The following is a 12,617-nucleotide window of genomic DNA, read 5'->3' as shown; positions in this document are numbered from 1 at the left end:
CCGGCACGCTTTGCATGTGTGCCCTCAGGGGCGGTATTCAAGAACGCCGCGTCGGCTCGCGCATGGTCACGATCTCTTCGGCCATGGTCGGATGCACCGCGACGGTGCGGTCGAAATCCTCCTTGGTCGCGCCCATCTTGACCGCGATCCCGGCGAGCTGGATCATTTCGCCCGCTTCCGGTGCGACGATGTGACAGCCCAGGATCTTGCGCGTCTCGACCGAGACGACCAGCTTCATCAGCACCCGTTCGGCCGATCCCGCGAAGGCGGATTGCATCGGCTTGAAGGACGAGCAGTAGATCTCGACCGGCTCGATCTCACGCGCGGCTTCCTCGGTCAGACCGATGGTGCCCAGCTCGGGCTGGGTGAACACCGCCGAGGGGATCAGCGCGTGATCGACCGGGGTCGGGTTGCCCTTAAACACGGTCTCGACGAACTGCATGCCCTCGCGGATCGCCACCGGGGTCAGGTTCACCCGGTCGGTCACGTCGCCGATCGCGTAGATCGAGGGGCAGGCCGTCTGACTGTACTCGTCGACTTCGATCGCGCCGCCGCGCGCGAGGCGGACGCCGGCCTCTTCGAGGCCCAGATCCTCGGTGTTGGGCCGCCGACCGGTGGCGAAGAGCACCGCGTCATAGACCGCCTCGTCGCCATTGGTGGCCTTGACCCAGACCGGGCCACGGGTGCCGAGCGCCGCCTCGGGCAGGTTGGTGCCGGCCCCGGCGGCGTCGGAATTGGTGCCGTGGTGGCGGGCCGGATCACCGGCCTCGGCCTCGGGGCACATCTCGACCACGTTGGTGCCCAGATGCAGATCGATGCCGCGCGCGCGCATCGAATCCGCGATCAGCCCGCGCGCCTCGTCGTCGAAGCCGCGCAGGATCTGCGCGCCACGGTAGAACTGCGTCACCTTCACGCCCAGCCCGTGCAGGATGTTCGCGAATTCGCAGGCGATGTAGCCGCCGCCGATGATCAGGATCGAGCTAGGCAGCGTCTCGAGATCGAAGATGTCGTCGGACACCATGCCCAGATGGGCATTGGGCAGATCCGGCCGCACCGGCCGCCCCCCGGTTGCCACGAGGATATGCGCCGCGGTCTTGCGGCTGCCATCGGCGAGCTCGACGGTGTGCGGATCGGCGACGCGGGCGCGGGCGTCGAACATCTCCACCCCCGACCCGTCGAGCAGGCGGCGATAGACGCCCTCGAGCCGGTCCAGCTCGGTGTGCAGCTTCTCGCGGAAGGGGCGCCAGTCGAAGCGGCCTTCGCCGATCTCCCAGCCATAGGCGCGGGCCTCTTCGAAGGTCTCGCCATAGCCCGAGGCATAGACCATGAGCTTCTTGGGCACGCAGCCGCGGATCACGCAGGTGCCGCCCATGCGGCTTTCCTCGGCCAGCGCGACGCGTGCACCGGTGGCGGCGGCCATGCGCGCGGCGCGCACCCCGCCCGAGCCGCCACCGATCACGAAGAGATCATAGTCGAAAGCCATAGGTTGGTAGGTCCCCGTTCAGTCGGAAATGTCTGTGAAGATGTTGTCGGCGGCGAGAAAGTCGAACTGCGTCACCTCGGCCGCGCCATCGAGCTCGAAACGCTCGACCTTGCCGTCGCCATGGCCGAGGATCAGCGTGTCGCAGATATCGACGAAGAGCCCGTTCTCCACCACCCCGGCGATCTGGTTGAGCGCGAGGCCGAGCTGGCGGGCATTGCCGATCCGGTTGAGATGCAGATCAAGCACGTAATTGCCCTCGTCGGTGCGGACCGGCTCGCCGCCCTTCTCGCGCAGTTCCACCTCGCGACCCAGCACGTCGAGGCCGACCAGCGTCTCCTCGATCAGCGCCTTCGTGGCCTGCCAGCCGAAGGAGATCACCTCGACCGGCAAGGGAAAGGCGCCCAGCGTCTCGACCCGCTTGGTGGCGTCGGCGATCACGACCATCCGGTCCGAGGCGGTGGCGACGATCTTCTCATGCAGCAGGGCGGCGCCGCCGCCCTTGATCAGGTTGAGCGCGCCGTCCACCTCGTCGGCGCCGTCGATGGTCAGGTCGAGCCAGCCCGCCTCCTCGAGCGACACCACTTCGATGCCTAGCTCGCGCGCCAGCTCGGCGGTGCGATGCGAGGTCGGCACGGCGCGGAAGGACAGCCCCTCCTCGCGCAGCCGCTCGCCTAGGCAACGGACCAGCCATTCCGCGGTCGAGCCGGTGCCCAGCCCCACGCGCATGCCGTCCTCGACCATGCGGCTCGCCTGCTTGGCGGCAACGAATTTCGCTTTCTCTACGGGTGTCAGATCCTTGGCCATCCGGCGCCTCCTCGCGGGTCCGCCCCGGTTATAGGAAAGATGCCCGGCACCTGCGAGGGGCAATCGACCCCGGCGCCGCGGGGTTTTCCGGTTGCACGGGACGAATATCGATGCTGCGATCCGCCCGCGCGGCGCGCTTTGGAGGCAGAATGACCCTGCGACTGCACTATGCCCCCGACAACGCCTCGCTCTGCGTCAGGCTGGCGCTCGAAGAGCTCGGCCTCGACTACCGCACTGTGCTGGTGGACCGCAGGATCCGGGCGCAGCGCGCGCCCGCCGATCTCGCGCTCAACCCGCACGGGCTGATCCCGGTCCTCGAGACCGAGGAGGGGCCGATCTTCGAGACGGCGGCGATCCTGCTGTGGCTGGCCGACCGGCACCGTGACCGGGTCGCGCTCTTGCCCGCGCCGGAGGCCCCCAACCGCGGTCGGGCGTTGGCATGGCTGTTCTGGATGTCGAACACGCTGCATCCGGCGTCGCGGATCATGTTCTACGGCGATGCCCATGTCGCGCCGGCCCATGTCGCGGCCCTGCAGGAGGCCACCGCCCGCCGCATCGACGCGATGCTCGACCGGCTCGAAGCGGCGTCGCCGGAACTCGGGGACTGGCTCGGCGGCCATGGCCCCTCTGCGCTCGATTGCTACCTTGGTCCGATGCTGCGCTGGTGTGCGCTCTACCCCGAAGGCGACACCGGCTGGTTCGACCTCGGAACGCGCCCGCGGTTGCGCGCGCTGCTCGCGCGGTTCGAGGCGCGGGCCTGCGTCGCGGCGGCGATCGCGGCCGAAGGCCTGGGGGAAGCCCCCTTCACCGCACCGCGCCTGCCGCAGCCACCGGAAGGCAGCGCCACCTGAGGTGATCATCCGGACGCCCCAAAAGAAGCCCTTACGAAGAGAGGCGCGACGCCTCAGCCGGCGAAGTAGCGATCCGCCGGGAGATAGCCCGCCGCGCGCACCGTCGCGCACCAGTCGCGCTCCAGCGCGGTGTCCCCCACCACGAGGTAGCGGTCGGCTGGGCCGTCGAGCATGTCGCGCAGCCGGGCGCGGGTCTCGCCCCAGCCCGCGGAGAGCCCTGGCGCGGCATGCGCGGCGTCGAGCGGCGCAGCCCGGAGCACCCGGTTCGGGTCGAGCGGCGGCTGCACGGCGGCAATCCGCAGCGCATCGAGAGCCGCCAGCTTCGCGCGCCGCGCCTCGGGCAGCCGGTCACTCGCGCGTAGGAGCCGCAGCGCGTTCGACGAAAACAGAAAGCCGATCAGGTCATGCCCGGTTGCCGCCCGCACCGAGGCGTAGCTGCGATAGTCGAGACCGAGCTCGGCGGCGCGCTTCACCCGCAGCCGCACCACTTCGATCGGCAGCACAGGCAGCAGTTCGCACCGCGCCCGACCCCAGGCATGGCGGCGCCAGCTCGCGCCGGGCTCGAGCGTCGGGCCGCCATTATGGCCGATTACCGATCCCATTCACGCAGCCGCGCCACGTAGCGCGCCATGGTGTCGATCTCGAGATTGATCGATTTGCCCACGACGACCTCGCCCCAGTTGGTCACCTCCCGGGTATGCGGGATCAGGTTGATGCCGAACTCGGCGTCCTCGACCTCGTTCACGGTGAGCGAGGTGCCGTTCAGCGCCACCGAGCCCTTGGGCGCGATGAACTTGGCCAGCGCGTCGGGGGCGCGAAAACGCACCCGCAAGCTGTCGCCCTCGTCGCGGGTCGAGACCACTTCGGCCACGCCGTCGACATGGCCCGAGACGATGTGCCCGCCCAGCTCGTCGCCGACCTTGAGCGCGCGTTCAAGGTTGAGGCGCTTGCCTACCTGCCAGCCATCGCGGCCGATATTGGTGAGGTTCACCGTTTCGGCCGAAATCTGAACCTCGAACCAATTGCGGGGCTCGCGGCCCAGCGCCACCACCGTGAGGCAGACGCCGTCGCAGGCGATCGAGGCGCCGATGTCGATGCCGTCGGGATCGTAGGCGGTGGCGATGCGGGCGCGCAGGTCGCCCTCCTGCACCACCTCGAGAACCTCTCCGACGTCGGTGATGATGCCTGTGAACATGGGTGCGCTCCTGTCTTGCGCCCCAAGACCTAGATGCGCGGTTCGCCCCGCACAAGGGCAGGCGCTTTTCCCTGCCCTCCCGGTGCCATAAAAGGGCCCGGCGCTTTTGCGAAATCGAAGGGATCGACCGTCACCATGGCCCGCATCATGACCGATCCCGCGACCAAGCGTTTTCTGTTCCTGCAAGGCCCGCACGGGCCCTTCTTCGACCGGCTCGCCGCCATGCTGCGTGCCGCCGGGGCGCGGACTTGGCGGGTCGGGTTCAACGCGGGCGACGCGGCCTTCTGGCGCGACCGCGCAGGCTATATCCCCTATCGCGGCGATGCGGCGGGCTGGGCCGCGACCTTCGGCACGCTGGTCGCGGAGCACGGCATCACCGACATCGTGCTCTATGGCGACACGCGCCCCGTCCACGCCACCGCCGTGGCCGAGGCCCGGGCGCGTGGCCTGACCGTCCATGTCTTCGAAGAAGGCTATCTGCGGCCCTGGTGGGTCACCTATGAGCGCGGCGGCACCAACGGCCATTCGCGCCTGATGGAGATCGGCATCGACGAGATGCGCACGGCGCTGGAGCGATCCGACCCCGAGATCACGGAAGCGCCCGCCCATTGGGGCGACATGCGCCAGCACGTCTTCTATGGCGCGCTCTACCATTGGTTCGTGCTGTTCCGGAACCGCGCCTATCCAGGCTTCCGCGCGCATCGCGAGCTGCCCCTCGCGACCGAGGCGCGCCTCTATACCACCCGGCTGCTGCTGATGCCCTTCATTGCGCTCGACCGGATCGTGGCCACGGCGCGGATCCGGTATGGCGGCTATCCCTATCACCTCGCGCTGCTGCAGCTCGAACACGACGCCAGCTTTCGCGCGCATTCGCCTTTCTCGCGCATGGCGGAGTTTCTCGAGCTGGTGATCGCGGGCTTCGCCAAGGGGGCGCCGCGCCACCATCACCTCGTGTTCAAGGCGCATCCGCTCGAGAACGGGCAGGCGCCGCTCAAGCGGATGATCCGCGACCTGGCGCGCGCGCATGGCGTCGAGGCCCGGGTGCATTACCTGCGCGGCGGCAAGCTGGCACGGCTTCTGGACGCGGCGCGCACCGCCGTCACCGTGAACTCCACCGCGGCGCAGCAGGTGCTGTGGCGTGGCATCCCGCTCAAGGCGTTCGGCCGCGCGGTCTATTCCAAGCCCGACCTCGCCTCGACCCAGGCCCTGCCCGAATTCTTCGCCCAGCCGGTCCGGCCCGACCGCCGCGCCTATCGCGACTACCGCCGCTTCCTTCTCGAGACCAGTCAGGTCTCGGGCGGGTTCTACTCGGCGGCGGGGCGACGGCGGCTGCTGCGGCAGGTGGCCGACATGATGCTCGCGGCCGAGGACCCCTATGACGCCCTGCGCGCGGGCCGCGCCGCCCCACGCCAGCCATTGCGCGCGCTGCCCTGACGGCGCGCGAGCGCGACCCGCAGGCCACACCGCCCGCCTCGCCGCCGCACCGCGCCCTCACGGCAACTGGTCAGGCCCCGGCGCGCGCGCTAGCCTTGCCCGCGACGGGCAGAACATGCCCCGCATCATGACAGGCCCGGGACACAACGGGCTGCAGGCAGACCGGCCCCGGCGCGGGGTCGCAGGCAGACAGGAACAGGTCGAGGAGACCGCGCAGTGACACACCTCCCCCACCGCCTCGCCCGCGGTGCGGCCCTCTTGGCCGCGATCGCCCTCGTCGCAGGCTGCGGGCTGACCCCGCGTTCGGGCCCCAACAAGCGCGAGATCTTCGCGGGCTCCGTGCTGCGCGAAGGCGATGCCTTCGTGGTGGCGGTGGACGACCGGGTGAACCGCATCGCCGGCGTCACCCCGGCGCTGGGCTTCGCCGCGACCTTCGAGAACGCGGCCCTGCTGGGGTCGGACACGATCCAGCCGGGCGACGTGCTCGGGCTGACGATCTGGGAGAACGTCGATGACGGTCTTCTGGTGCCGAGCGGCCAGAACGCCACTGTGCTCGAAGAGGTGCAGGTCGACGGTTCGGGCTTCATCTTCGTGCCCTATGCTGGCCGGATCCGCGCCGCCGGGAACAGCCCAGAGGCGATCCGCCGGATCATCAGCGAGAAGCTCGAAGCGCAGACCCCCGATCCGCAGGTGCAGGTCCGCCGCCTCGCTGGCGACGGGTCGACCGTGTCGGTGGTGGGCGATGTCGGCGCGCAGGGCGTCTACCCGATCGAACGGCCGACCCGCACCCTCTCGGCGATGCTGGCGGCGGCCGGTGGCGTCACCGTGCGGCCCGAACTGGCGCAGGTCACCGTCACCCGTGGGGGCACCACCGGCGAGGTCTGGTTCCAGGATCTCTACGAGCATCCGCGCGCCGATATCGCGCTGCGCGCCGGCGACCGGATCCTGGTCGAAGCGGACACCCGCGATTTCACCGCGCTGGGCGCCACCGGCACGCAGGAGCTGGTCCCCTTTGAAAGCCGCAACATCTCGGCAATCGAGGCGATCGCCCGCGTGGGCGGCCTGAACCCGCAGCTGGCCGATCCGACCGGCGTCTTCGTGTTCCGAAACGAGCCCGCCGTGATCGCCAGCCAGATCACCGGCATTCCGGATCTCGTCGGCACCCAGCGCCTCGTCTACGTGCTCGACCTCACCCGGCCAAACGGCATGTTCATGGCGCGCGACTTCGCGATCCGCGACGACGACACGGTCTATGTCACCGAGGCCCCGATCGTCGAGTTCGGCCGGGTCATCAACGGGCTGACCGGGACGCTGACCAGCTCGCGCGGCGCCGTCGACGCCGTCCGCTAGGGGTGGCCGAGCACCCGCGCCGCCTGTTCGTCTGCAATGGAGGGCTGCTGGCGCGACCGATCCGCGCACGGCTGCGCGGGGCCGGCTACGCGCCGCGGCTCGGCCTGCCGGGTGCGAGTGATCTCGTCGGTGTCTGGGGCCAGAGCCCGACCGCCTGGCGCGGCGAGGCACTCGCCAAACGGCGCGGCGCGGCACTGGTGCGGATCGAGGACGCCTTCTTGCGCTCGGTCCTGCCGGGCCGCTCCGGAACGCCGCCCCTTGGCCTGCTGATCGACCACTGCGGTGCGCATTTCGACCCTTCCGCGCCGTCGGACCTCGAAACGCTGCTCGCAACCTCCCCGCTCGACGATACCACCCTGCTCGACCGCGCGCGCGACGGCATGGCCCGGCTGCACTGGGCCGAGCTGTCGAAATATTCCGCCTTCGACCCCGAAACACCGCTGCCCGAGCCAGGCTACGTTCTGGTGATCGACCAGACCGCCGGAGATGCGGCGGTGCGCGCCAGTCGGGGCGACCGCGCGGCGTTTCTCGAGATGCTGTTCGACGCGCGGGAGGCGCATCCTCATGCCCGGATCGTCATCAAGACCCACCCCGAGACCCAGCAAGGCTTTCGCGCAGGTCACTACCGCGACAGCGATCTGGGGCCCGGCATGGAGTTCTGCGACAGCCCGGTTTCGCCCTGGCGGCTCCTCGAAGGGGCGATCGCCGTCCATGCTTTCTCCTCGCAGATGGGCTTCGAGGCAATTCTCGCCGGGCATCGCCCCGTCATCCATGGCCAGCCCTTCTATGTCGGCTGGGGGCTGACCGATGACCGCGCGCCGGTGGCGCGGCGGCAGCGCAGCCTGACCCGCGCGCAGCTCTTCGCCGCGGCGATGATCCTCTACCCGCGTTGGCACGACCCGTATCGCGACCGTGCCTGCGGATTCGAGGCGGCGCTCGACACCTTCGAAGCGCAGACCCGCGCCTGGCGCGAGGATCGCAAGGGCTGGGTCGCGACGGGCATGCGGCTCTGGAAGAGGCGGCATCTGCAGGCGGGCTTCGGCACCTATCGCCCGGTGATCTTCGCCGATCCGCCCAGACGCGCGGCGCGGCTCGCAGAGCGGAGCGGACGCCGGCTGATGACTTGGGGCGACCGGCCCGCCCCGGCAGGGGCGCTACGCGTCGAGGACGGCCTCTTGCGATCGCGCGGCCTCGGCGCTGCCCTGGTGCCGCCCGCGAGTCTCGCGCTCGACGATCTGGGGCTGCATTACGATCCCGCCCGCGAGAGCCGCCTGGAGCGGCTTATCACCGCCGCGCCCACCCTGCCCGACCACGCGCGACGTCGCGCCGAGCGGCTGGTGCAGCGGCTCGTCGCGGCACGGCTGACGAAATACAACCTCGCCGGAGACATGCCGCCCGAGCTTCCCCCGGGCCGGCGCATCCTCGTGCCGGGACAGGTCGAGGACGACGCCGCGATCCGTCTGGGCGCGGGAGAGATAAAGACCAACCGCGGCCTGCTCGAGGCCGTGCGAGCCGCCCATCCCGACGCGGTCATCCTCTACAAGCCGCATCCCGACGTCGAGGCCGGGCTGCGGCCCGGGGCGGTGGCCGATGCCGGCGCGCTGGCCGATGTCGTGCTGGTCCAGGCCGACATCCACGCGGCGCTTGCCGTGGCCGACGAGGTCTGGACCATCACCTCCGGCACCGGCTTTGAGGCGCTGCTGCGCGGCATTCCGGTTACCTGTCTCGGCACGCCCTTCTATGCCGGCTGGGGGCTGACGCGCGATCTCGGACCGCCCTGCCCGCGTCGCACCGCCCGGCCCGATATCACGGCGCTGGCGCATGCCGCGCTCATCGGCTGGCCGCGCTATTTCGACCCGGTATCGGGCCGCCCCTGCCCGCCGGAAGTGACGCTGGACCGGTTGATCGAGGGTCAGGGCCGGACCGCGCCCGCCTTGCGCGCATTGGCGCGAATTCAAGGGCTTCTGGCCGGATTTCCCGGCCTCTGGCGCCGCTAGGCAGCGGCCCGCCGGCACCGGACGGCGCACCCGGCAGGATGCCGCGTCCGCGCCTACGGGGCAGGCGACAGCGCCCCGTCGAACCTGTTAGCCCGTCCGCAGCCGGCCGATGCGCCGGGGGCGCATGTCGCCCGATCACGACAAAGGACAGACCATGACTCGTAGCTTCAAGTTCATCGCTCCCCTCGCCCTCGCGGGCCTTGCCAATACCGCCACTGCTCAGGAGGCGACCTTTGCCATGGTGGATGCCGACGGCGACGGCTTTCTGGTGGAAGCCGAGCTGACCGCCGCCTTCGGCGAGGTCGGCACCCAATTGCTGCGCTACGACCTCGACGCCGACGGTCGGCTGAGCGCCGAGGAAATGCAGGCGCGCAATGAGGCCCGGGCCGAGGTCGAGGCTCAGGGCGAGACCGCGACCGGAGCCGCGGAGACCGCGGCAGAGGCAGCCGGCGAGGCCGTTGAGCAAGCCAAGGAAGATGCGGAAGTCGAAGCGGAAGCCTCCTCCGAGACCGAGGTCGAGGCAGGCGGGGCAGATGCCTCGGTCGATCTCGACGCCGGGCTTTCGGTCGGCGCGCCGAACTGAACTTTTGCGGCCGCCCTATCCGGGGCGGTCGCCTTCCGCGCCTTTGGTGGGACGCCAGACGCTCATCACGTCGGCGCCCACCCGCTCCTGCGTCACGAGGGTCAGTCGCGGCGCCTTGGCAAGCGCGTCGATCCCCATCGCCGACAATGCCGGCGTGCCTTCGGCGCCGATCGCGAGCCCGGCCGTGAACAACACCAGCTCGTCGACCAGCCCCGTCCCCAGCAACGAGGCGGCAAGCCCGGCCCCGCCCTCGCAGAACACCCGGGTCAGCCCCGCCTCCGCAAGCGCCCCGAGCGCCGCCGCCGGGTCGATCTGGCCGCTGGCCAGCTTGCAGGGCAGGCTGCGGGCGCCAACGGCCTGCCACGGCGCCGTGTCGGTGCCCTCCTCGTGGCACAGCCAGAGCGGCACCGTGCCCGCCGTCCGCGCCAGCCGCCCGTCGATCGGCAAGTCGAGCCTGCGCGACAGCACCACCCGCACCGGCTGTCGATCGATGCCGAGATCCCGCACGTCGAGCATCGGGTCGTCGGCCCGCGCCGTGCCGCCGCCCACCATCACCGCGTCGTGGCGGGCCCGCATCATGTGAACCCGCGCCCGCGCGGCAGGGCCGGTGATCCAGCGGCTCTCGCCCGAGCCGGTCGCGATGCGGCCGTCGAGACTGGTGGCGAGCTTGAGCGTGACGAAGGGCCGCCCGCGTTCCACCCGGCTCAGGAAGCCCGCCATGTCGCGCCGTGCCTGCGCCTCCATCAACCCGGTTTCGACCACGATGCCGGCCGCGCGCAGCCGTTCCAGGCCACGCCCTGCGACACGGGGGTCGGGATCTTGGGCCGCGACGACGACCCGTGCCACGCCCGCCGCCACCAGCGCCTCGGCGCAGGGCGGTGTCCGGCCGTGATGGGCGCAAGGTTCGAGCGTGACATAGGCCGTGGCGCCGCGCGCGGCGTCCCCCGCCTGAGCCAGCGCCTGCGTTTCCGCATGCGGGCGTCCGTCATCCGCGGTGCGCCCGCGTCCGACGATGCGGCCGTCCCGTACGATCACGCAGCCGACATTGGGATTGGGCCAGACCCGTCCCAGCCCGCGCCGCCCCAGCGACAGCGCCAGCGCCATGAAGCGGCGATCGGTGCTGCCGTTCACTTCCCGGCCGGGTTCGGGCGCAGCGCCGACATGAAGCGGTCGAAATCGCCCACGGCCTGGAAGTTCATGTAGACCGAGGCGAAACGCACATAGGCCACCGTGTCGATCCGGGCGAGCGACTCCATCACGATCTCGCCGATCTTGGCCGAGGGGATATCGGTGTCGCCCATGCTCTCCAGCCGCCGGACGATGCCAGAGATCATCTGGTCCATCCGCTCCGGCTCCACGGGGCGTTTCTGCAGGGCGATGCGGATCGAGCGCTCGAGCTTGTCGCGGTCGAACTCCTCGCGCCGGCCGTTCGACTTGATCACCACGAGATCACGCAATTGCACGCGTTCATAAGTGGTGAAACGGCCGTTGCAGGAGGGGCAGAAGCGGCGGCGGCGGATCGCGGCGTGGTCTTCGGCGGGACGCGAGTCCTTCACCTGCGTGTCGACATTTCCGCAAAACGGGCAGCGCATCCCGGTCCTCTTGCCATCATGCTGGGGGCCTGACGGCCCTGGTCCACGACGACTATAGGAGACCACCCACAGAATGGGTAGGGCGAAATATCCACACACCAGATGACGTGGCTTCGGCCCCTGCCCGCCCGGCGCAACCCTGAGGGTTAATGCAGCTTCGGTATTATGTTACCCTTGGGGCCATGCCGTTCTGGTTGCAGCGGCGATTTCGAGTGAGCCGTATGACATCGGAGATTCTCATGTACAGGACAATTGCCTCCCTCAGCCCTGCCCTCATCACCGCCCTGTCCGCCGGATGCGCGCCGATGCCGGTCGAGCCCTCGGCCAATTTCGCCCCGCTGACCGAGCAGGCCGCCTTCGCGGCCGCGATCGTCGGCAAACGTCTCACCATCGAGGATACGAGCAGCCCCAGCTTTCTCGTCGTGAACGCCGACGGCACCATGGAGGGCGTCTACGAGGGTACCGCCTATGCCGGCACGTGGCTGTGGCGCGACGGGTATTTCTGCCGCACCGGGACCGTCGGTTTCGAGTTGCCCGAGAACTGTCAGCTCTGGGAGATATCGGGGGACCGGGCGCGCTCCATCCGTGATCGGGGTCAGGGCAGCGTCAGCAACTACCGTCTTTAGCGCAGCAGCGCCGTGACCTCGCGCCGATGCGGGCGGGTACGATGCTCGAATAGGTAGATCCCCTGCCAAGTGCCGAGGCTCATGCGCCCGTCGATCACCGGGATTTGCAGCGAGGTCGGCAACAAGGCCGACTTAATGTGGCCCGGCATGTCGTCCGGCCCTTCATAGGTGTGGGTGAGGTAGCGCATCGAGGCATCGTCGCTCGGCGGAACGAGGCGATGGAAGAACGCGGCAAGGTCGCTCTGCACCTCGGGGTCGGCGTTCTCTTGGATCAGCAGCGAACAGGAGGTGTGGCGCACGAACAGAGTCAGGAGCGCTTCCTCGGGCGCGACATCGGCCACCCAATCGGCGACCCGGCCGGTAAATTCGATCAGGCCGGGGCCGCGGGTTTCGATTGAGAAGCCGGTGTGCAAGTTCAGCCGGTCACCACGCAGCGGACCTCGGGGGTGCCGCCGCCGATGAAGACGCTCTCCAGCGTGGCACGGCACTCGGCCAGTTCGTTGGCGGAGACCGGGATCTCGATGGCGCCGTCGAGGTCGTAGCGCGCGGCCGGCTCGGTCACGTCCTGAAACCCCGCAGCGGAGGAAAGGATCGGCGTGACACCCATCAGCGGCGTCGTGACGGCAGCAACGAAGGCGAAGGCGATCAGCTTATTCATGGCGGTGTCTCCCGTCTCGATCCTGCCTGAACAACACGCAGGGA

General features: G+C 69.8%; 14 protein-coding genes. 6 read left to right on the top strand and 8 right to left on the bottom strand.

Going from position 1 to position 12,617, the window contains the following annotated elements; translation table 11 throughout:
• Window positions 1-37: 37 nt before the first annotated feature.
• Window positions 38-1,483, bottom strand: coding sequence for an FAD-dependent oxidoreductase (locus FHS00_RS08305; RefSeq protein WP_183471755.1), 1,446 nt, complete (start codon window positions 1,481-1,483; stop codon window positions 38-40).
• A gap of 18 nt (window positions 1,484-1,501) precedes the next feature.
• Window positions 1,502-2,287, bottom strand: a complete 786-nt coding sequence (rpiA, locus tag FHS00_RS08300) for a ribose-5-phosphate isomerase RpiA (RefSeq protein WP_183471753.1) — start codon at window positions 2,285-2,287, stop codon at window positions 1,502-1,504.
• 149 nt (window positions 2,288-2,436) lie between these two features.
• Between rpiA and FHS00_RS08295 the strand changes: the two genes are divergently transcribed.
• The gene (locus tag FHS00_RS08295) at window positions 2,437-3,138 is read left to right on the top strand and encodes a glutathione S-transferase family protein (protein WP_183471751.1); all 702 of its coding nucleotides are present in this window, start codon (window positions 2,437-2,439) and stop codon (window positions 3,136-3,138) included.
• A gap of 53 nt (window positions 3,139-3,191) precedes the next feature.
• Here the strand turns inward: FHS00_RS08295 and FHS00_RS08290 are convergent, their stop codons facing one another.
• Together FHS00_RS08290 and FHS00_RS08285 are read right to left on the bottom strand one after the other, a co-directional pair.
• Window positions 3,192-3,740: a hypothetical protein gene (locus FHS00_RS08290; protein ID WP_183471749.1), complete on the bottom strand. Its 549-nt coding sequence runs from the start codon at window positions 3,738-3,740 to the stop codon at window positions 3,192-3,194.
• Window positions 3,728-4,333, bottom strand: coding sequence for a riboflavin synthase (locus FHS00_RS08285; RefSeq protein ID WP_183471747.1), 606 nt, complete (start codon window positions 4,331-4,333; stop codon window positions 3,728-3,730). The genes FHS00_RS08290 and FHS00_RS08285 overlap by 13 nt, the downstream gene beginning before the upstream one ends.
• A 135-nt stretch (window positions 4,334-4,468) precedes the next feature.
• On the opposite strand from FHS00_RS08285, the gene FHS00_RS08280 reads away from it, so the two are divergent.
• The 4 genes from FHS00_RS08280 to FHS00_RS08265 all read left to right on the top strand — a co-directional run bounded on the left by FHS00_RS08280 (window position 4,469) and on the right by FHS00_RS08265 (window position 9,697).
• Window positions 4,469-5,767 (top strand): capsule biosynthesis protein, encoded by a 1,299-nt coding sequence (locus FHS00_RS08280; RefSeq protein ID WP_183471746.1) that lies wholly within the window; start codon window positions 4,469-4,471, stop codon window positions 5,765-5,767.
• A gap of 216 nt (window positions 5,768-5,983) precedes the next feature.
• Window positions 5,984-7,117, top strand: coding sequence for a polysaccharide biosynthesis/export family protein (locus FHS00_RS08275; RefSeq protein ID WP_183471744.1), 1,134 nt, complete (start codon window positions 5,984-5,986; stop codon window positions 7,115-7,117).
• A 2-nt stretch (window positions 7,118-7,119) separates the two neighbouring features.
• Window positions 7,120-9,114, top strand: coding sequence for a capsular polysaccharide biosynthesis protein (locus tag FHS00_RS08270; protein WP_183471742.1), 1,995 nt, complete (start codon window positions 7,120-7,122; stop codon window positions 9,112-9,114).
• Window positions 9,115-9,268: 154 nt separating this feature from the next.
• Window positions 9,269-9,697 (top strand): EF-hand domain-containing protein, encoded by a 429-nt coding sequence (locus FHS00_RS08265; protein ID WP_183471740.1) that lies wholly within the window; start codon window positions 9,269-9,271, stop codon window positions 9,695-9,697.
• A 15-nt stretch (window positions 9,698-9,712) separates the two neighbouring features.
• On the opposite strand, the gene ribD is transcribed toward FHS00_RS08265, so the two are convergent.
• Both ribD and nrdR read right to left on the bottom strand, forming a co-directional pair.
• Window positions 9,713-10,828, bottom strand: coding sequence for a bifunctional diaminohydroxyphosphoribosylaminopyrimidine deaminase/5-amino-6-(5-phosphoribosylamino)uracil reductase RibD (gene ribD / locus FHS00_RS08260; protein ID WP_343064593.1), 1,116 nt, complete (start codon window positions 10,826-10,828; stop codon window positions 9,713-9,715).
• Window positions 10,825-11,289, bottom strand: a complete 465-nt coding sequence (gene nrdR, locus FHS00_RS08255) for a transcriptional regulator NrdR (RefSeq protein ID WP_183471738.1) — start codon at window positions 11,287-11,289, stop codon at window positions 10,825-10,827. Before nrdR ends, ribD begins: the two co-directional genes overlap by 4 nt.
• A 305-nt stretch (window positions 11,290-11,594) precedes the next feature.
• On the opposite strand from nrdR, the gene FHS00_RS08250 reads away from it, so the two are divergent.
• A complete protein-coding gene (locus tag FHS00_RS08250; protein ID WP_183471735.1) occupies window positions 11,595-11,915 on the top strand; it encodes a hypothetical protein in 321 nt (106 codons plus the stop codon).
• Here the strand turns inward: FHS00_RS08250 and FHS00_RS08245 are convergent.
• Window positions 11,912-12,328: a secondary thiamine-phosphate synthase enzyme YjbQ gene (locus tag FHS00_RS08245; RefSeq protein WP_183471733.1), complete on the bottom strand. Its 417-nt coding sequence runs from the start codon at window positions 12,326-12,328 to the stop codon at window positions 11,912-11,914. The two genes, FHS00_RS08250 and FHS00_RS08245, sit on opposite strands and share 4 nt — an antisense overlap.
• Before the next feature lie 2 nt (window positions 12,329-12,330).
• Entirely contained in the window at window positions 12,331-12,573 is a 243-nt protein-coding gene (locus FHS00_RS08240; RefSeq protein ID WP_183471731.1) for a hypothetical protein, read from the bottom strand.
• Window positions 12,574-12,617 lie beyond the last annotated feature (44 nt).

It is taken from the genome of Limimaricola variabilis, from assembly GCF_014195545.1.
Lineage (GTDB): Bacteria > Pseudomonadota > Alphaproteobacteria > Rhodobacterales > Rhodobacteraceae > Limimaricola > Limimaricola variabilis.
This window is presented reverse-complemented; position numbering and strand designations above follow the sequence as displayed.